Below are 17,081 nucleotides of genomic sequence, written 5' to 3' on the forward strand. Positions count from 1 at the left end.
CTTAGTATTTCGGCATGGCGCTGTCGACTTGCAGCGCCCAGGCATGCACGCCGCCTGTCAAATTACTGATCTTGCCAAAACCATTGCGCTCCAGGAAGGCCGCCACTTGCATGCTGCGCATGCCGTGATGGCAAATGCAGACGATTTCGGCGTCTTCATCGAGGTCATCGATGCGCGCGGGAATCGAGTTCATCTGCATCAAGGTGGCACCGTCGAGGTGGCACAGGTCGAACTCCCACTGTTCCCGCACGTCCAGCAAGAACGGACGCGGGCGGGAAGGGTCAGCCAGCCAGGCGGCCAGCTGCGGTGCACTCAAATGCTCCATCGAATCGGTCGCCTCAGAACTGGAAATGCGACGGTGCCACGGCTTGCAGCGGCGTGACATTGGTTTCAAACAGCTTGCGCGTGTCATAGGCTTTGTCCGAGCTGCGCGTGATCAGGTGCGCCGACATGATCGGCGCTTCGCCGATGATGGCCAGGATGCGGCCACCGACTTTGACTTGTTGCAACAGCGCTTCCGGCAGCACGGCCAGGGCGCCGGACACGACGATCACGTCGTAGGGTGCACCCTTGCTCCAGCCCTGGGCGCCGTCGCCCAGTTCCACGGTCACGTTGGTCACGCCGTTGGCGGCCAGGTTCTGCTCGGCCAGGGCTTTCAATTGGGGAACGATTTCCACGCTCGTCACATGACGCGCCTTGTGCGCCAACAACGCGGCCATGTAACCGCTGCCGGTGCCGATTTCCAGCACATTTTCATGCTTCTTGACGGCTACGTCTTGCAAAATACGCGCTTCCAGCTTTGGCGTGAACATGCATTCGCCGCCGCCCAGTGGAATTTCCGTATCGACGAAGGCCAGGTTTTTATAGGCGGCCGGCACGAAATTTTCACGCTTGACCACGTTCAACAGCTCCAGCACGTCGATATCCAGTACGTCCCATGGACGGATCTGCTGTTCGATCATATTGAAGCGGGCTTGTTCGATATTCATCTTTGGACTCGGTAAGTGAAGTAATAATCCGCCATTTTATCGTTGAACTGGCTGAAAGCACATGTTAACCATAAAGGCGGGGAATGGAGGAAATTTGCGACGATCTGCAGATTTGGGGGGGCGAACCTTGGAAAAGGGGTAACTGAACGGTAGTAGCCAGGCCCGGTGCATCAGCTTTTCCCGGGTGCCTCCGCCTGCAGGCTGCGCAAGCTCATGTCGATAAAGGCATCCATATAGGCGAGCGGATCGATATCCTTGACCTCGCACGGCACGAAGGAGTGCGTCCACATCATGAGCATGGTGACGGGTGCGCTGAGGATGGTGCTGACCAGCACGGGATCGATCTGGCGGAATTCGCCCCGCTGCATGCCCCGTTCCAGCAGGCTGACGATCAGTCCATTGCCGCGCGCGACGACTTCTTCGTTGTAAAACTGCGCCAGTTCCGGGAAATTGTTCGCTTCGGCCAGCATCAGCTTGGTCAAACCGGCCAGTTTGGTGGCGCCGAACTCTTCCCACCACTGCATCATTACCTTGCGCAACAATTCGGCGCTGGTACTGTCCGAAGCGGCCATGCTGTCTTCCGCCTCGCCGATCGACTGCACGATATTGTCGCGCACGACGGCCTTGAACAGCTCTTGTTTATTCTCAAAGTACAGGTACAGGGTGCCTTTCGACACGCCCGCCCGCTTGGCCACATCTTCCAGGCGCGTCGATGCAAAGCCCCGTTCGACAAACAGGTCGAGGGCGGCAGCGAGTAATTCCTGCGGGCGGGCATCCTTGCGCCGCTCCCAGCGGGGCTTGGTATCAATCGGGGCTTGCATGTGTCTTTCCAAGTAACTTACTTTTGAGTCATTAATAGTAGCCCTGTCTACGGGCAAGGTCAAGCACGGGCGACGCGGGGCACCGCCCAGCATGCCGAACACGGGTATTGTACGCTCCGTACCGGCGTTGGCGACACCTCCTCTGGCGCAGGACCTGTCGCGCCAAAAGAAGCAGAATGCGTTTCAGCCCCCGTTTTGCGCAGTTCATCGCATTTCCACTGAGCAAGCGTGTCGGATTTGCTACCTTGTCATCGACGGCACGGCAGCCGCGGCGCGGCAGCCGGCTTTTTCCCACATTAAAACAATCATAAAGGAAACACCATGCGTATCTTGCTGGCCCTGTGCTGTGCCCTTGCCCTCGGCGGTTGCGCCATCGTCATCCACCCCAACGATGGCGAAGTGCGCCATGCCGATTCGGGTAGCAATGCCATCCAGGGCAACGAGCAAGTGAGCCGCGACGTGCGCCAGGTCAGCAACATCACCACGCTCGAGATCGACAGCATGAAGCGCATCGATATCAAGATCGACGTGCGCGTGGGGCCGGCAACATCGCTGGTGATCGAAGCGGACAGCAATCTGCAGCCGCGCATCCATAGCGAAGTGAGCGGCAATACCCTGCGCATCTGGAGCGATACGAACATTCGCAGCAGCAATGGCATCCACGTCATCTACACAACGCCGCAATTGAGGAAGATCACCATTTCCGGCTCGGGCCGCCTGGTGGCCAGCGGTTTCAATGGCGACGATTTCAGCCTGGAGCAGCGCGGTTCGATGAAGAGCGAATTGTCGGGCACCGTGGGACGCTTCGACGTGGCCAACAATGGCTCGGGCAGCATCAACGCGGCCGCCCTCGCCAGCGGCAACACGGACGCGGTGCAAAACGGTTCGGGCAGCATACAGCTGGGCAATGTACGCGGCGAACGCGTCAACGTGGCCGTCAACGGCTCGGGCAGCATCAGCGCCAGCGGCGCCGTGCAGCGTCTCGACGCCAACGTGAATGGCTCGGGCGACATCAACCTGGCTGCCCTGCGCAGCGACGTTGCCTATCTGGCGAGCAACGGTTCCGGCGACATCGACGTGACCGTCCAGAATGAAGTCAACGCCCGCGCCAGCGGTTCCGGCCGCATCACCGTGCATGGCGATCCGGCCCGCCGCACCCTGTCGGGCAAGCGCGTCAGCATCGTGCGCTAGGCAAGCGGCGGGAAGCGGCAGGCCGCGCCGACTTGCTATACTGTCGGCCCCTGATCCCTTTCCAGCCATCGCCATGCCGTCCTGCGCCTGCTCCCTGGCAGCCGGATGGCAAGCTGGTCGTCCACTAAAGAATAACCATGAACTGCCGCGACCACTGCGGAGCGTGCTGCATCGCTCCCTCCATCACCAGTCCGATACCGGGCATGCCGAACGGGAAACCCGCTGGCGTCCGCTGCGTGCAGCTGGGAGACGATAGCCGCTGCCGCATTTTCGGACAGCCGGAACGGCCGGCGTTCTGCGCAGGATTGCAGCCGTCGGCAGAGATGTGCGGCGCCAGCCGCGAACAGGCGATACGCTGGCTCGACGACCTGGAGCAGGCAACGGCGCCGCAGACTTGAAGAGAATGCCTAGGCCTTCGGCAACATGGTCAGCACCATGCGGAACTTGACGTCCCCGGACTGCATGCGCTGACAGGCTTCGGCCGCACGTTCCAGCGGCATGGTTACGATACGCGGACGCACGTCGGCCAGCACGCTGAAAGCAAGCGTCTTTTCATTGTCATACGGCGTGCCGGTGATCGAGCCGAGCACGCCGCGTTCGCCCACCACCAATTTACCGGAAGACACGAGCAGCGGATCCTTGCCCGCGCCCAGCACGACCAGCCGTCCGGCTGGCGCCAGGCCATCCATCAGCGCCGTCACGGCGGCCGCGCTGGAGACGGTGGTGATGACCGCCTGCGCCCCGCCATGCGCTTGCAGCACGGCGGCCGCATCCTCGGTCAGGCTGTCGACATACACGTGCGCGCCCAGCTCCAGCGCGTCCTGCGCAATATCGCCGCCGCGCCCGATCGCCACCACCTTGAAGCCCATGCGGCGCGCATACTGCAAGGCCATATGCCCCAGGCCGCCGATGCCCAGGATGGCGACCGTATCGCCCGCCTGCGCCCCGCTCTTCTTGAGCGCATTGAAGGTGGCGAGTCCGGCGCACAGGATGGGCGCCGCCTCTTCCGCATCAAGCTGCCCGGGAATGGATACCAGGCCGGTGGCGCGCGCCAGCATCATCTCGGCATAGCCGCCGTCGCGGCTGGCGCCCACGAACGGCTGGTCCTGACATAACTGGAAACGGCCTTGGCGGCAGGGCGGGCAGGCGTTGCAGTGGCCGCCCAGACGGCCGACGCCGACGCGCTGGCCGATTTGCCAGATGCCCGGCGTGTGTTCGCCCAGCGCGACGATGCGCCCGACCACCTCGTGACCGGGCACGCGCGGCGGCTGCAGCGCCGGGTCGGCGCCGTCGATATCGGCGCTGTCGGCGCCACAGATGCCGCAGGCTTCGACGGCGATCAAGACTTCGTCCACGCCAGGCAGCGGCGTGGCGCGCTCGACCAGTTCCAGCACGCCGGGGCGGCTCACTTGCATGGCGCGGTAAGTGGCTTTCATCTTCATTTCTCCTTCGTTGAGTTAAGTCACGGAATCGCCGGGCGCTGCTGCGCCGCTTGCCAGGCTTGCACGCCCAGAGCGGCCGCCTCGACCGCGCCGGCCAGATAGCCGGGAAAGCGCGGCGACCATTCGCTGGCGATGGCCGTCAGGCGGCCCTGCCAGGGACCGGCCGCAGGCGCCGCTGCCGGGGCGTGACCGTGCTCGCCGCCGGCGTCGAGGTCGGCGGCGGTGGCGGTCAGCGCATCCTGCGACCAGTCCTTGATGGCATCGGTGCGCGGCGCGGCCGCTTGCGGGCCGAACAGCCGTACCAGCTGGGCCCGGCAATGCGCCAGCAAGACCCCATCGTCCAGGCGCTGGCGCGTGCGTGCCGGCATGGCCAGGAAACCAAACAGGGCAGCGCTGCCGCCCGGCATCGAGGCATCATGGATCTCGCCCAGCGGCCCGCTCTGGCTGCGCGCCGAACCGGACAAGCCCTGTTCGCGCCAGAACGGCCGTTCGTAGACGGCGACGTACTTCGCATGGGGCGCCATCCAGGTGGCGGTGGCGGTCCACTCGCGCGCCAGCGCCGCAGGCAGGGCCGGCTCGTACGCGATACCGGCGGCAGCTAGGCGCGGCGGCAATGCCAGCAGCACGTGGCCGGCGCGCCACGCGGTGACGGCGCCCGCCGCATCCGCGCTCGCCACTTCGACGTGCTCGGCCGCATGGCGCAGGCGCAGCACCTGTTGTCCGGTGACGATGCGCGTGCTGCGCAAGGTGCCGTGCAAGGCATCGGTCAGCGCATTCATGCCGCCAATCAGGCGCATCGATGGCGGCGCGCTCGCGTACGTGCGCATGCGCACCGGCGCCTCCCCTGCGGCGCGCTGGTACAGCATGTCGCCCTGGTCGTACTGGGCGAAGCGCTGCAGCCCCAGCCCGTCGACCAGCTGGTGCAGCGCGCACTGCTGCTCGGGCCAGAACCAGGCCGGGCCCAGGTCGAAGCGGTCGCTGCCGCCAGCTGCCTGCATGCCGGCGATACGCCCGCCGATGAAATCGCGCGCTTCGAGCACGACGACATTGGCCACGCCCAGCCGCTCCAGCAAGTGGGCCGCGTACAGGCCGCTCAGGCCGGCGCCGATAATGATGATGCGTGCGTGTTGCATGCTGATCCTTTCAAAGTCGTGTCCGCCACATGCCGGACTTTCAGGTAAACGGTGGCTCCCTGCGCACCGGCAACGATGGCGGGCAAGGTGCCGGCAGGCAGGCGCATCCAGCTGCGCGGCGCGCAGGCATGCTGGCGTGCGCGCACCTCGCCCTCGAGCACCAGCAGTTCCTGACTGCCGCCTGCCTCGGCCAGCAAGGCTTCATGCGGCATCAGCCGCTGCAGGCTGACCTGCTCGGCAGCATCGTCGAACAGCGGACAGACGGCCCGCCCCCGCTGCTCGCGCCAGTTGGCGGGGTCGCGGGTGTCGATGCGGACGTGGCGCTGTTCGCGCGGCTGCATCTGCTGCAACTTGACGAAGATCACCGCCCCCGCGCCGCTCGACGGCCGGTGGCTGGAGCCGGGCGGATTGCGCAAATACCAGCCGGCGGGATAATCCACGCCGTCTTCGGAAAACGTGCCGTCGAGGACCAGGATTTCCTCGCCGCCCGGATGTCGATGCGGCGGGAAGAAGGATTCGGGCGCATAGCGCACGATGCTCGTTGCGCGCGCTTGCTCGGCGCCGATGCGATCGAGCATGATGCGCTCGACGCCGCCCTGCGGCGACGCGACCCAGCGGTACTGGTGCGGCGCCAGGATGACGGGGCGCGAAAAATCGGCATTGATCAGCATGACAAACTTCCAGAGTTGAAAAAAACGGCCAGCGCTTACTGCTTCGGCAGCTGTTGGTAGGCTTCCATCACGCGCGCCGAATACGTCAGCGCGGCGCCCGTATTGAGCGCGATCGCCACGCCGAGCGCTTCGGAAATTTCTTCCAGGGTCGCACCGGCTTCCACCGCTTTCTTCGTGTGCACCGAGATGCAGCCGTCGCAACGCGTGGTGATGGCCACCGCCAGCGCGATCAGTTCGTGGATCTTCGGCGCCAGGTGGCCGGTCTTGGCGGCGGCGCCGTCGATGGCCATCACGCCGCGCATCACGTCGGGGCTCTGGGCGGCGTAATCGCCGACTTTTTCCAGCAGGGAGTCGCGGTAGGTGTTCCAGTCTTGCATCATGATTGTTGCTCCAAAAAAGGGAATAGTAGGTAGCAGCGGGCGGGTGCCCGCTTACGCCACGGTATAAATGCGCACGTCGGGCGCCGCGTCCAGCAGCGGCGTGAGCGCCACCACCACGTCGCTGTTGAACAGCGCGCTTTGCAGATAGGCATTGGCGTTGCCCACGCTGTCGAAGCCATGCAGCACTTGCACGTCTTCCTCGCGGATCAGCAATTGCTTCGACTGCGCGCCCGCGATGCCGGCCAGGAACGGCGCCTTGTACTGCTGATAGACGCCAGCCGCCGCGGCGCGGTTGGCGTTGGCGATCTTGAGGGTGATTTGCAGATAAGCCATGCGATGCTCCTTGATGATCAGGTGAAGAAAAGGCGGGCAAGGCGGGCTTGCCCCAGGTATTTAGTTGCGGCCGGCCATCACGCCGCCATCGACGTCCCACACCGCGCCGGTCACCCAGGCGGCCTTGTCGGACAGCAGAAACGCCACCACTTCCGCCACGTCCAGCGGCGTGCCCACGCGGCCGATCGGGTGGAAACCGTTGAAGCCCTGCAGCGCCTCATGGACCTCCGCCTTCGGAATAAAACCTTCGTAGATCGGCGTCTGCACGACGGCTGGCGAGACGGCGTTGACGCGAATCTGCTTCGATGCCAGTTCCATCGCCAGATGCTGGGTCAGCGAGTGCAGGCCGGCCTTGGCCATCGAATACGCCGACGATGGCGTGGCGGCGATCGCCTGCTTGCCCCACATCGAGCCGATGTTGACGATAGACCCAGGGCGTCCGCCGGCGACCAGGTGCGCGGCCACCTTTTGCGTGATGAAGAACAAGGCCTTGTTGAGATTCATATACTGGTCGTAGTCGGCGGCGCCGTGTTCGAGGAACGGTTTGGGGAAGAACACGCCTGCCGCGTTGACCAGCAGATCGATGTCCGCATGCTGTTCGTCCAGCGTTTTGAGCAGCGCGGCCAGGCCCGCGTCGCTCGACAGGTCGGCGGTCACCGCCCACACCGTGCCGAGCGCCGACAATGCCTTGCGCGCCTCTTCGGTTTTCTCTGCGCGGTGGCCGACGATCACGGTGCTGCCGCCTTGCTCCAGCACCACGCGTGCCGTCGCCAGACCCATGCCGCTGGTGCCACCCACGACCAGCAGTTTCTTGCCTTCGAATTGCTTGCTCATTTTCATTCCTTTCCTATGCCCGCCGTCCAGGCAGGCGCTGTTGAAGAAAAACTTCCGGGCAGTTGTGTACTGCCGCGATGCAATGCATTCTGCGCTTGGCGGGGAACGGGAACAAACCAGATTAAATATCAGTCATTGAAAGAAAATCTTTAGTGGCACGGCTGCGGAGTGACTAAAATAGCCACGCAGAGACGCATAATCACGCGACACCATGGAAGAAAATCATGAAGACACCGATCCATCTGAACGCCTTGCGGGCATTCGAAGCCAGCGCCCGCCACCAGAGCTTTTCAGCCGCCGCCGCTGAACTCAACGTCAGCCCCGCTGCCGTGGGCCAGTTGGTGCGCAACCTGGAAGACTGGCTGGGCGCGCCGCTGTTCCATCGGCACACGGCGGGCAAGACGCGGCTGGTGGCGACGCAGGCCGCGGAGCGCGCGCTGCCGGATTTGCGCGCCGGCTTTGACCGCTTGCTGCTGGGTCTGGAAAGGCTCAAGGAAGGTTCGCTCAACGGGGTGCTGACGGTGACCGTCAGTCCCGCCTTCGCCGCCAAGTGGCTGTTGCCACGGATTGAACGCTTTCAATCGGTCTGCCCGGAAACCGACGTGCGGCTCGATACCAGTCTGAAGCCCGTCGATTTCGTCTCGCAACGCATCGATATCGGCGTGCGCTACGGCACCGGCAACTGGCCGGGACTGAGCGCCGACAAATTGATGGATGAAGAAGTCTATCCCGTGTGTTCGCCCGCGTTTCTGCAACAGCATGCGCCATTGCGGCAGCCGGCCGACCTGGCGCGGCAAACGCTGATTCACGACCTGTCGATGGATGGCCATGGCGATTTTCCAACGTGGGAAGCGTGGCTGCAGAAGGCGGGCGTGCGCGATAGCGCCGCCTCGCGCGGCATGAAGATCAACAATTCGGCGGCGGTGCTGCAGGCGGCGGCCGAGGGCCATGGCGTGGCGCTGGCGCGCAGCGTGATGGCGCATGACGATATCGCCTCCGGGCGGCTGGTACGCCTGTGCGGCGCGATGACTTTTCTTTCGCCGCTGGCCTACTACGTGGTCTACCGGCCGGAGTCCGCAGGCCTGCCGCGCCTGGCGACCTTTCGCGGCTGGCTGCTGGAAGAGGCAGGCAAGCAGGCCGCCGCGGTTGCACGGTAAGCCAGCCGTTGGCCGCCGTGACGCGCAGATAAGCATTGACCGCGTCTGCACGTTTGCGTATATTCATGCGCATTCCTGCACGTTTTAATTAAAATCCATGTCCGCCACTCTGCTCCTCAAACAACGCCACGCGCTGATCCAGCAACAATTGCATGCCGACGGCCGTGTGCTGGCGCTGGACCTGGCGCGCCAGCTCGACGTGTCCGAAGACACGATACGGCGCGATCTGCGCGAGATGGCGGCGGCCGGCCTGTGCCAGCGCGTGTATGGCGGCGCCCTGCCGCTGGCGCCCGATGGCGGCACCTTGACGCAGCGCAAACAGGAAGCGCCGGAACGCAAGGCGCGCCTGGCGCAGGCCGCCGTGTCCCTCGTGCGCACGGGCCAGGTGCTGTTTCTCGATGCGGGCTCGACCAACCTTGCCATCGCCGGCGCCTTGCCGCAGTTGGCGCTCACTGTCATCACCAATGCGCCGTCCATCGCCATGGTCCTGATGGAGCGTCCCGAAATCGAGCTGATCATGGCTGGCGGCCGGGTCGACCGCCGCGCCGGTGCCAGCCTGGGTCCGCAAGCGCTGCGCACGGTCGAGCGCATGCATCCCGACCTGTGCTTCCTCGGTGCCTGCGGCGCCGACGCGGACGCGGGCGTGACGGCGTTCAACTATGACGAGGCCGAGTTCAAGCGCAGCATCGCCGGCGCCAGCAAGGCGGTCGTCGTGGCCGTCACCAGCGACAAGCTGGGCACGGCCGCGCCTTTCGGCGTACTGGCCACGGGCTTGCTGCAGCACCTGGTGCTCGAAGCCGATGCCGATGCCGTGCACGCGGCTGCCTTTGAACGGCTGGGCGTGCAAGTGTTGCGCGCCCACGCCTGACTTATCCACCCCGACTCTTGAAAAGCTCCCCCATGCATCTCACCGGCACCCTGCAACAACGCGCCACGCGCCTGGTCTTCTTCGCCGCCGGCCTCGGCATGGCCGCCTGGGCCCCCCTGGTTCCCTACGCCAAGGCGCGCCTGGGCCTCGATGAAGCGACGCTCGGCATTTTGCTGCTGTGCCTGGGCGCCGGCTCGCTGTGCGCGATGCCGTTTACGGGCATGCTCACGGCCCGCTTCGGCTGCCGCAAGGTCATCGTCGGCGCCGGCCTGCTGCTGACCGCCATCCTGCCCGGCCTGGCGCTGGCCGCCACGCCGCTGCAACTGGGCCTGGTGCTGCTGGTGTTCGGCGCGGCCATGGGCACCTTCGACGTGGCCATCAATATCCAGGCCGTGATCATCGAAAAAGCCAACGGCGGCGCCATGATGTCGGGTTTTCACGCGCTGTTCAGCGTGGGCGGCTTTGCCGGCGCGGCCTGCATGGCCCTGCTGTTGTGGCTGGGACTGACGCCGGCCTGGTCCTGCGCGGTGGTGATGCTGCTGCTGTGCGGCGTGCTGGGCGCGGCGCAAGGCCATCTGCTGCCGACGGCGTCCGCCTCCGGCGAAAAGACGCCGCTGTTCGTCATGCCGCATGGCGCCGTCATTTTCATCGGTCTGCTGTGCTTTATCGTCTTCCTGGCCGAAGGCGCGATTCTCGACTGGAGCGCCCTGTTCCTGACCACCACGCGCGGCGTGGAAGAAGCCAAGGGCGGTCTCGGCTACGCCGCCTTCGCCATCGCCATGACGGTGGGCCGCTTCACGGGCGACAAGGTGGTCACACGCTTTGGCGGCAAGCGGGTGCTCACTTTCGGCGGTCTGTGCGCGGCGGCAGGCTTCTTCCTGGCCGTGGTGGCGCCGCATGCCAGTCTGGCCATGGCCGGCTTCGTGCTGATCGGCCTGGGCGCGGCGAACATCGTGCCCATCCTGTTCACGGCGGCGGGCCAGCAACATGCCATGCCGGCCAGCCTGGCGGTGGCGGCCATCACCACCATCGGCTATGCGGGCATCCTGGCCGGTCCGGCCGTGATCGGCTTCGTGGCGCACGCCACCAGCCTGAATATCGCCTTCGCCATGCTGGGCGCCGCCCTGCTGCTGGTGGCGGCCAGCGCGCGCCTGGTGGCGCCGGCCAAACAACGTTCCTGATCCTCCTTCTGCCTGTCGGACGATGCTAAAAAAGCGCCGCCCGACAGCGCCCAAATCGGCTCGACGGGCCTGCGGCATGGTAAGCTTCGACCCCGCGCACATTGCGGGCGCCACGCACACACCCCATCCTGTCAATTACACCCTTGTATACATCTATGGATCTCATTCTTGCGCTAAAAGCCATCATCATGGGGCTGGTCGAAGGTTTTACCGAATTCTTGCCGATTTCGTCCACGGGACATCTGATCCTGGCCGGCAGCCTGCTCGACTTTACCAAGGATGTCTCGAAAGAAGTCATGGATGTCTTCGAGATCGCCATCCAGGCCGGCGCCATCCTGGCCGTGTGCTGGGAATACCGCCAGCGCATCGGCAGCGTGCTGTCTACCTTCGGCAGCGAAGCGAAGTCGCGCAAGTTCGTGCTGAACGTGGCCATCGCCTTCCTGCCACTGGCGGTCATCGGACTGGCTATCGGCAAGATGATCAAGCATGCGCTGTTCAAGCCCGTTCCGGTCGCCATGGCCTTCATCATCGGCGGCATCGTGATTCTGCTGGTGGAGCGTCGCGCGCGCACCAATCCCGTCACCGTGCGCGTCAACTCGGTCGACGAAATGACGCCGTTCGACGCATTGAAAGTGGGCTGCGCGCAGGCGTTCGCGCTGATTCCCGGCACCAGCCGTTCCGGCTCGACCATCATCGGCGGCATGCTGCTGGGACTGTCGCGCAAGACGGCTACCGAATTCTCGTTCTTCCTGGCCATCCCCACCCTGCTGGCGGCCACCGCCTATTCTCTGTATAAAGCGCGCGACATCCTGTCGGCCACCGACGTGCCCCTGTTCGGCCTGGGCACCGTGGCCGCCTTCATTTCCGCCTTCCTGTGCGTGCGCTGGCTGCTGCGCTATATCAGCTCGCACGACTTCACGTTTTTTGCCTGGTACCGCATTGTGTTCGGCTTGCTGGTGTTGGCCAGCGCCCACTACGGCTGGGTTGTTTGGGCAGAATAAGGCACTATGAATCAAGATCTTAACCAGCGCGCGCTGCACCTGCTGCAAACCGTTTTCGGCTACCCGGCCTTCCGCGGCCAGCAAGCCGACATCGTCGACCACGTCAGTCATGGCGGCGACGCGCTGGTGCTGATGCCCACGGGCGGCGGCAAGTCGCTGTGCTACCAGATTCCCGCGCTGCTGCGCGATGGCGTCGGCGTCGTCGTCTCGCCGCTGATCGCACTGATGCAGGACCAGGTGGACGCGCTGGAAGAAGTCGGCGTGCGCGCCGCCTTCCTGAACTCCACCCAGACCTACGAAGAAGCGAGCCGCATCGAGCGCCTGGTGCGCACGGGCGGCATCGACGTCGTCTACGTGGCGCCCGAGCGCCTGATGACGCAGCGCTGCCTGGACCTGTTCCAGGCGTCGAAGATCTCCCTGTTCGCCATCGACGAGGCGCACTGCGTAGCCCAGTGGGGCCACGACTTCCGCCCCGAATACATCAAGCTGTCGGTGCTGCACGAGCAGTTCCCGGACGTGCCGCGCATCGCGCTCACGGCCACGGCCGACCCGCAGACGCGCGCCGAAATCGCGCTGCGCCTGCAGCTGGAAGACGCGCGCCAGTTCGTCTCGTCCTTCGACCGCCCGAACATCCGCTACCAGATCGTGGAAAAGGCGAATGGCCGCAAGCAGCTGCTCGACTTCATCAACACGGAACACGCGGGCGACTGCGGCATCGTGTACTGCCTGTCGCGCAAAAAAGTCGAAGAGACGGCGGAATTTCTGAACCAGAGCGGCATCCGCGCCCTGCCCTATCACGCCGGCATGGAGTACGCCAAGCGCAGCGCCAACCAGGCGCGCTTCCTGCGCGAGGAAAACATCGTCATGGTCGCCACCATCGCCTTCGGCATGGGCATCGACAAGCCCGACGTGCGCTTCGTCGCGCATCTGGATCTGCCGAAAAGCATCGAGGGCTATTACCAGGAAACGGGGCGCGCGGGCCGCGACGGCATGGCCGCCAACGCCTGGATGGCGTACGGCTTGCAGGACGTGGTGCTGCAGCGGCGCATGATCGACGAATCGGAAGCGGACGACACCTTCAAGCGCGTGCTGGGCGTGAAACTCGACGCCATGCTGGGCCTGTGCGAAACGCTCAGCTGCCGCCGCATGCGCTTGCTCGAATACTTCGGCGAACCGGCTTCGCCGTGCGGCAATTGCGACACCTGCCTGGTGCCGCCCGTGTCGTTCGACGGCACGGTGCCCGTGCAAAAACTGCTGTCGGCCATCTACCGCGTCGACCAGCGCTTCGCCGGCGGCCACGTGATCGACGTGCTGCGCGGCGTGGAGTCGGAACGCATCAAGACCTGGCACCACGATTCGCTGTCGGTCTTCGGCATCGGCTCGGACCTGGGCGAGGCGGAATGGAAATCGATTTTGCGCCAGGCTATCGCGCTCGGTCTCGTCTCGGTCGACCATGAACAATACAGCTCGCTGAAACTGACGGACGCCTCGCGCCCCGTGCTCAAGGGCGGCCAGAAAGTGCAGCTGCGCCAGTACCAGAAACCGGTGAAAACCAGCAAGCGCAGCACCAGCGTGGCGAAGGGTTATGTCGAGACGGACTTGTCCACCAGCGAGCAGGCGATCTTCGACAAACTGCGCTGGTGGCGCGTAGAGACGGCGCGCACCCACAACGTGCCCGCCTACGTGATTTTCGTCGACGCCACCCTGCGCGAAATCGCCAAGGCCAAGCCCACCTCGCTCGAGCAGATGCGCGGCGTGAGCGGCGTGGGCGAGAAAAAACTGGCCTCGTACGGCGACGAAATCGTCGCCATGATCCTGGAGATGATTTGATGGAAGCACTCTCGCCCGACCTGATTTACCAGGCCGTGAAAATCCTCGGCGCCCAGCCTGACGCCGAAGACGCGGTGGAAGCGCAAGTACGTACCCTGGTCGGCGACGACCTGACGGTGCGTCGCCTGGCCGACGTGGTACCGGAAGCCTTCGGCCTGGTGCTGGTGTCGCACCTTCCCGGCGCCGAAAACATGACCTTGCCCGCCACCTTCCGCGCGCAGGACGAGGACGGCGAATGGGTGGAGTTCCCCTTGCGCCGCGAGCCGATCTTTGTCGTCGCCGCGGATATCGCCCAGCATACTTTCCACAACGGCCCGCGCGCCCTGATCAAAAATCTCGCCGACCGCAGCTCCTTGCTGTCGGCCATCAACAAGGCCTTGAACGCGGGTGGCTCGCTCGATGGCACGACCCTGGGTCCGCCCTCCTTCTTCGGCCTGCCGGCATCGCTGTACCGGCCGGCGGCATCGGCCGAGACGCCCTGACCACTCCACCTAGCCCCTGCCCTTGACAAGAGAACGCCGCCGCGATGGAAACCAAATGGCTGGAAGACTTCATCTCGCTCGCTGAAACGCATAATTTCAGCCGTTCCGCGGCCCTGCGCCACGTGACCCAGCCGGCCTTTTCGCGGCGCATCCAGTCGCTGGAAAACTGGCTCGGCATCGACCTGGTCGACCGCACCTCGTACCCGACGCGGCTGACGCCCGCTGGCGCCGTGTTCTACGAGCAGGCGCTGGAAATGCTGGGGCAGATCAACGGCGTGCGCGCCCTGTTGCGCGGCAAGCGCGCGGCCACGCAAACGAGCGTCGACTTCGCCGTGCCGCACACCCTGTCGCTGACCTTCATGCCGAAATGGCTGACGGCGCTGGAAGAAGGTTTTGCGCCGATCAACAGCCGTTTGATGGCCCTGAACGTGCACGACGCCGTACTGCAGCTGGTCGACGGCGGCTGCGACCTGCTGCTGTGCTATCACCATCCGCGCCAGCCGGTGCAGCTCGATCCGGGCCGCTACGACATGCTGGTGATGGGCCGCGAAACCCTGCGCGCATATGCGCGCTGCGGCCAGGACAAGGTGCCGGACTTCGTCCTTCCCGGCAGCGCCAGGGAGCCGCTGCCCTTCCTCTCCTATACCAACAATGCCTACCTGGGGCGCATGGTGGAACTGCTGCTGGCCGACGCCAAGGCGCCCCTGTTCCTGGAAACCTGCTACGAAACGGACATGGCCGAAGGCTTGAAAATGATGGCGCTGGAAGGCCGCGGCATCGCCTTCCTGCCCGAATCGGCCGTCATGCGCGACGTCAAATACAAGCACCTGGCACGCGCCGACGGCGGCGCGCCTGGCTGGGAAATCGAGCTGGAAATCCGCTTGTACCGCGAGCGCCCGTCCAGCCTGCGCCCCGGCAAGCAGATCGTCGAAAGCCTGTGGCAATACCTGGTGCAGGTGCAGGAAAGCGCCGCGCGCGGCGGAAAAAAACGCCGGCGCGCGGCTGTCACCACCATTCCATCCTGACCTCCTAACTATGCAATAAATGCATAACCGGATGCGCACAAAGCATTGGCCGGGGCATGAGGCTATCGCCTACGATGCGGTTCCGCTGCGCGCAACTCAATTGATTGCGCCTACCACAGCATTTTTGAATGCCAGGAAAAATCGTAGCGAGCGGCAGTGATTTGTGGCCGAGAAGCGCAGCTGTACGAAGGTACAGCGAGCATCGCCGGCCGCAAAGCACGACGCGCAGTAGATTTTTCGGCATTACACCACCGTTTTGTCCAGGAGCTTATCAAGCATGACCAGCAAGCACGCACTTCCTTCCTACCTCAATCCTGAAGACCTGGGCCCATGGGGCGTCTACCTCGAGCAGATCGACCGCGTCACGCCGTACCTGGGCAACCTGTCGCGCTGGGTGGAAACGCTGAAGCGTCCAAAGCGCATCCTGACGGTCGACGTGCCTATCGAGCGCGATGACGGCACCATTGCCCACTACGAAGGCTACCGCGTGCAGCACAATCTGTCGCGCGGCCCGGGCAAAGGCGGCGTACGCTTCCACCAGGACGTTACCCTGTCGGAAGTGATGGCGCTGTCGGCCTGGATGACGGTCAAGAATGCAGCGGTCAACGTGCCATACGGCGGCGCCAAGGGCGGTATCCGTGTCGATCCGAAGACCCTGTCGCGCAACGAACTGCAACGCCTGACGCGCCGCTACACGAGCGAGATCAGCATGATCATCGGACCGAACAAGGATATCCCGGCGCCGGATGTCAACACGAATGAACAAGTCATGGCGTGGATGATGGACAGCTACGCCATGATCGGCGGCAATATGTCGACCGGCGTGGTGACGGGCAAACCGATCTCGCTGGGCGGCAGCCTGGGTCGCCGCGATGCGACGGGCCGCGGCGTATTCGTCGTCGGTTGCGATGCGGCCGCCAAGGTCGGCATGTCGCTCGAAGGCGCGAAAGTCATCGTGCAAGGTTTCGGCAACGTGGGCGGCGTCGCTGCACGCATGTTCGCTGAAGCCGGCTCGAAAGTGGTCGCGGTACAAGATCACAAGACCACCGTCGTGCATTCCGGCGGCTTGAACATCCCGCAACTGCTGGCACACGTGGCCGAAGTGGGCAGCGTCGAAGGCTTCCCGGGCGCCGAGGCATTCGTGCCGCGCGAAGATTTCTGGGGCATCGATTGCGACATCCTGATCCCGGCCGCGCTGGAACAGCAGATCACGGCCGAACGCGCACAAGTCATCCGCGCCAAGATCATCCTGGAAGGCGCCAACGGCCCGACCCTGCCTGCAGCGGACGACATCCTGACCGACCGCGGCGTGCTGATCGTGCCGGACGTGCTGGCCAACGCCGGCGGCGTGACCGTCAGCTACTTCGAGTGGGCGCAGAACTTCTCGAGCTTCTTCTGGACGGAAGAAGAAATCAACAGCCGCCTGACCCGCATCATGCGCGAAGCGTTCGACGCGGTATGGCAAGTGTCGCAAGAGAAGAAAGTGTCGATGCGTACCGCCACCTTCATCCTGGCGTGCACGCGCGTGCTGCAGGCGCGCGAAGTACGCGGCCTGTATCCATAATGGCTGCCTGAGAAAATGCCTGGGGCGTTGTTGCCTGCCCCTCGCCGTACTGGCGTACTGTCTTCGGATTTGCGCCTGGCCCCAGACATTTTTCAGGCGCCAAATGGCTGCCTGAGAAAATGCCTGGGGCGTTGTTGCTTCGCCTCGCCGTACTAGCGTACTGTCTTCGGCTTTGCGCC

The 17,081-nt window shown here is 64.4% G+C and carries 19 protein-coding genes; 10 read left to right on the forward strand and 9 right to left on the reverse strand.

Going from position 1 to position 17,081, the window contains the following annotated elements:
• Nucleotide 1 precedes the first annotated feature (1 nt).
• From AC3RCG_RS26345 to AC3RCG_RS26355, 3 genes are all read right to left on the reverse strand, one after another.
• The gene (locus AC3RCG_RS26345; protein WP_034788759.1) at nucleotides 2–325 is read right to left on the reverse strand and encodes a rhodanese-like domain-containing protein; all 324 of its coding nucleotides are present in this window, start codon (nucleotides 323–325) and stop codon (nucleotides 2–4) included.
• Nucleotides 326–338: 13 nt separating this feature from the next.
• The gene (locus AC3RCG_RS26350) at nucleotides 339–989 is read right to left on the reverse strand and encodes a protein-L-isoaspartate O-methyltransferase family protein (RefSeq protein WP_230501791.1); all 651 of its coding nucleotides are present in this window, start codon (nucleotides 987–989) and stop codon (nucleotides 339–341) included.
• Nucleotides 990–1,159: 170 nt separating this feature from the next.
• Nucleotides 1,160–1,810, reverse strand: a complete 651-nt coding sequence (locus AC3RCG_RS26355; RefSeq protein ID WP_326459767.1) for a TetR/AcrR family transcriptional regulator — start codon at nucleotides 1,808–1,810, stop codon at nucleotides 1,160–1,162.
• Between the two features lie 321 nt (nucleotides 1,811–2,131).
• Between AC3RCG_RS26355 and AC3RCG_RS26360 the strand changes: the two genes are divergently transcribed.
• Nucleotides 2,132–3,001 (forward strand): head GIN domain-containing protein, encoded by an 870-nt coding sequence (locus tag AC3RCG_RS26360; RefSeq protein ID WP_492402198.1) that lies wholly within the window; start codon nucleotides 2,132–2,134, stop codon nucleotides 2,999–3,001.
• Nucleotides 3,002–3,138: 137 nt separating this feature from the next.
• Nucleotides 3,139–3,399 (forward strand): YkgJ family cysteine cluster protein, encoded by a 261-nt coding sequence (locus tag AC3RCG_RS26365; RefSeq protein WP_070220477.1) that lies wholly within the window; start codon nucleotides 3,139–3,141, stop codon nucleotides 3,397–3,399.
• 9 nt (nucleotides 3,400–3,408) lie between these two features.
• Here AC3RCG_RS26365 and AC3RCG_RS26370 read toward each other — a convergent pair whose 3' ends face one another.
• The 6 genes from AC3RCG_RS26370 to AC3RCG_RS26395 are packed head-to-tail and all read right to left on the reverse strand — an operon-like array spanning nucleotide 3,409 to nucleotide 7,794.
• Nucleotides 3,409–4,437, reverse strand: a complete 1,029-nt coding sequence (locus AC3RCG_RS26370) for an alcohol dehydrogenase (RefSeq protein ID WP_492402197.1) — start codon at nucleotides 4,435–4,437, stop codon at nucleotides 3,409–3,411.
• A gap of 26 nt (nucleotides 4,438–4,463) precedes the next feature.
• A complete protein-coding gene (locus AC3RCG_RS26375; RefSeq protein WP_492402196.1) occupies nucleotides 4,464–5,576 on the reverse strand; it encodes a flavin monoamine oxidase family protein in 1,113 nt (370 codons plus the stop codon).
• A complete protein-coding gene (locus AC3RCG_RS26380; RefSeq protein ID WP_492402195.1) occupies nucleotides 5,537–6,247 on the reverse strand; it encodes a cupin domain-containing protein in 711 nt (236 codons plus the stop codon). Before AC3RCG_RS26380 ends, AC3RCG_RS26375 begins: the two co-directional genes overlap by 40 nt.
• Before the next feature lie 35 nt (nucleotides 6,248–6,282).
• Nucleotides 6,283–6,627: a carboxymuconolactone decarboxylase family protein gene (locus tag AC3RCG_RS26385; RefSeq protein WP_070220483.1), complete on the reverse strand. Its 345-nt coding sequence runs from the start codon at nucleotides 6,625–6,627 to the stop codon at nucleotides 6,283–6,285.
• Nucleotides 6,628–6,678: 51 nt separating this feature from the next.
• Entirely contained in the window at nucleotides 6,679–6,960 is a 282-nt protein-coding gene (locus AC3RCG_RS26390) for a hypothetical protein (protein WP_070220486.1), read from the reverse strand.
• 60 nt (nucleotides 6,961–7,020) lie between these two features.
• On the reverse strand, nucleotides 7,021–7,794 hold the full coding sequence (locus tag AC3RCG_RS26395; protein ID WP_492402194.1) for an SDR family NAD(P)-dependent oxidoreductase: 774 nt from the start codon (nucleotides 7,792–7,794) through the stop codon (nucleotides 7,021–7,023).
• Between the two features lie 224 nt (nucleotides 7,795–8,018).
• On the opposite strand from AC3RCG_RS26395, the gene gcvA reads away from it, so the two are divergent.
• From gcvA to AC3RCG_RS26435, 8 genes are all read left to right on the forward strand, one after another.
• Nucleotides 8,019–8,951 carry a transcriptional regulator GcvA gene (gene gcvA / locus AC3RCG_RS26400; RefSeq protein WP_121670571.1) on the forward strand — a complete coding sequence of 311 codons (933 nt, stop codon included), beginning with the start codon at nucleotides 8,019–8,021 and terminating at the stop codon, nucleotides 8,949–8,951.
• Between the two features lie 97 nt (nucleotides 8,952–9,048).
• Nucleotides 9,049–9,819, forward strand: a complete 771-nt coding sequence (locus tag AC3RCG_RS26405; RefSeq protein ID WP_492402193.1) for a DeoR/GlpR family DNA-binding transcription regulator — start codon at nucleotides 9,049–9,051, stop codon at nucleotides 9,817–9,819.
• Between the two features lie 32 nt (nucleotides 9,820–9,851).
• On the forward strand, nucleotides 9,852–11,000 hold the full coding sequence (locus AC3RCG_RS26410; protein ID WP_492402192.1) for an MFS transporter: 1,149 nt from the start codon (nucleotides 9,852–9,854) through the stop codon (nucleotides 10,998–11,000).
• Between the two features lie 155 nt (nucleotides 11,001–11,155).
• Nucleotides 11,156–12,001: an undecaprenyl-diphosphate phosphatase gene (locus AC3RCG_RS26415; protein WP_070220493.1), complete on the forward strand. Its 846-nt coding sequence runs from the start codon at nucleotides 11,156–11,158 to the stop codon at nucleotides 11,999–12,001.
• Nucleotides 12,002–12,007: 6 nt separating this feature from the next.
• Nucleotides 12,008–13,831 carry a DNA helicase RecQ gene (recQ, locus tag AC3RCG_RS26420; protein ID WP_070220494.1) on the forward strand — a complete coding sequence of 608 codons (1,824 nt, stop codon included), beginning with the start codon at nucleotides 12,008–12,010 and terminating at the stop codon, nucleotides 13,829–13,831.
• Nucleotides 13,831–14,313, forward strand: coding sequence for a hypothetical protein (locus tag AC3RCG_RS26425; RefSeq protein WP_070290863.1), 483 nt, complete (start codon nucleotides 13,831–13,833; stop codon nucleotides 14,311–14,313). The genes recQ and AC3RCG_RS26425 overlap by 1 nt, the downstream gene beginning before the upstream one ends.
• A 44-nt stretch (nucleotides 14,314–14,357) precedes the next feature.
• A complete protein-coding gene (locus tag AC3RCG_RS26430; protein WP_070290862.1) occupies nucleotides 14,358–15,338 on the forward strand; it encodes a LysR family transcriptional regulator in 981 nt (326 codons plus the stop codon).
• Nucleotides 15,339–15,615: 277 nt separating this feature from the next.
• Nucleotides 15,616–16,902: a Glu/Leu/Phe/Val family dehydrogenase gene (locus AC3RCG_RS26435; protein WP_070220497.1), complete on the forward strand. Its 1,287-nt coding sequence runs from the start codon at nucleotides 15,616–15,618 to the stop codon at nucleotides 16,900–16,902.
• The last annotated feature ends 179 nt before the right edge of the window (nucleotides 16,903–17,081 follow it).

This window comes from Janthinobacterium sp. GW823-FHT01H08 (assembly GCF_058797855.1).

Bases quoted from the DNA above. Each gene is read 5' to 3' on its own strand.
- AC3RCG_RS26345 (WP_034788759.1), bottom strand. From the start codon at position 325: ATGGAGCATTTGAGTGCACCGCAGCTGGCCGCCTGGCTGGCTGACCCT.
- AC3RCG_RS26350 (WP_230501791.1), bottom strand. From the start codon at position 989: ATGAATATCGAACAAGCCCGCTTCAATATGATCGAACAGCAGATCCGT.
- AC3RCG_RS26355 (WP_326459767.1), bottom strand. From the start codon at position 1,810: ATGCAAGCCCCGATTGATACCAAGCCCCGCTGGGAGCGGCGCAAGGAT.
- AC3RCG_RS26360 (WP_492402198.1), top strand. From the start codon at position 2,132: ATGCGTATCTTGCTGGCCCTGTGCTGTGCCCTTGCCCTCGGCGGTTGC.
- AC3RCG_RS26365 (WP_070220477.1), top strand. From the start codon at position 3,139: ATGAACTGCCGCGACCACTGCGGAGCGTGCTGCATCGCTCCCTCCATC.
- AC3RCG_RS26370 (WP_492402197.1), bottom strand. From the start codon at position 4,437: ATGAAAGCCACTTACCGCGCCATGCAAGTGAGCCGCCCCGGCGTGCTG.
- AC3RCG_RS26375 (WP_492402196.1), bottom strand. From the start codon at position 5,576: ATGCAACACGCACGCATCATCATTATCGGCGCCGGCCTGAGCGGCCTG.
- AC3RCG_RS26380 (WP_492402195.1), bottom strand. From the start codon at position 6,247: ATGCTGATCAATGCCGATTTTTCGCGCCCCGTCATCCTGGCGCCGCAC.
- AC3RCG_RS26385 (WP_070220483.1), bottom strand. From the start codon at position 6,627: ATGATGCAAGACTGGAACACCTACCGCGACTCCCTGCTGGAAAAAGTC.
- AC3RCG_RS26390 (WP_070220486.1), bottom strand. From the start codon at position 6,960: ATGGCTTATCTGCAAATCACCCTCAAGATCGCCAACGCCAACCGCGCC.
- AC3RCG_RS26395 (WP_492402194.1), bottom strand. From the start codon at position 7,794: ATGAGCAAGCAATTCGAAGGCAAGAAACTGCTGGTCGTGGGTGGCACC.
- gcvA (WP_121670571.1), top strand. From the start codon at position 8,019: ATGAAGACACCGATCCATCTGAACGCCTTGCGGGCATTCGAAGCCAGC.
- AC3RCG_RS26405 (WP_492402193.1), top strand. From the start codon at position 9,049: ATGTCCGCCACTCTGCTCCTCAAACAACGCCACGCGCTGATCCAGCAA.
- AC3RCG_RS26410 (WP_492402192.1), top strand. From the start codon at position 9,852: ATGCATCTCACCGGCACCCTGCAACAACGCGCCACGCGCCTGGTCTTC.
- AC3RCG_RS26415 (WP_070220493.1), top strand. From the start codon at position 11,156: ATGGATCTCATTCTTGCGCTAAAAGCCATCATCATGGGGCTGGTCGAA.
- recQ (WP_070220494.1), top strand. From the start codon at position 12,008: ATGAATCAAGATCTTAACCAGCGCGCGCTGCACCTGCTGCAAACCGTT.
- AC3RCG_RS26425 (WP_070290863.1), top strand. From the start codon at position 13,831: ATGGAAGCACTCTCGCCCGACCTGATTTACCAGGCCGTGAAAATCCTC.
- AC3RCG_RS26430 (WP_070290862.1), top strand. From the start codon at position 14,358: ATGGAAACCAAATGGCTGGAAGACTTCATCTCGCTCGCTGAAACGCAT.
- AC3RCG_RS26435 (WP_070220497.1), top strand. From the start codon at position 15,616: ATGACCAGCAAGCACGCACTTCCTTCCTACCTCAATCCTGAAGACCTG.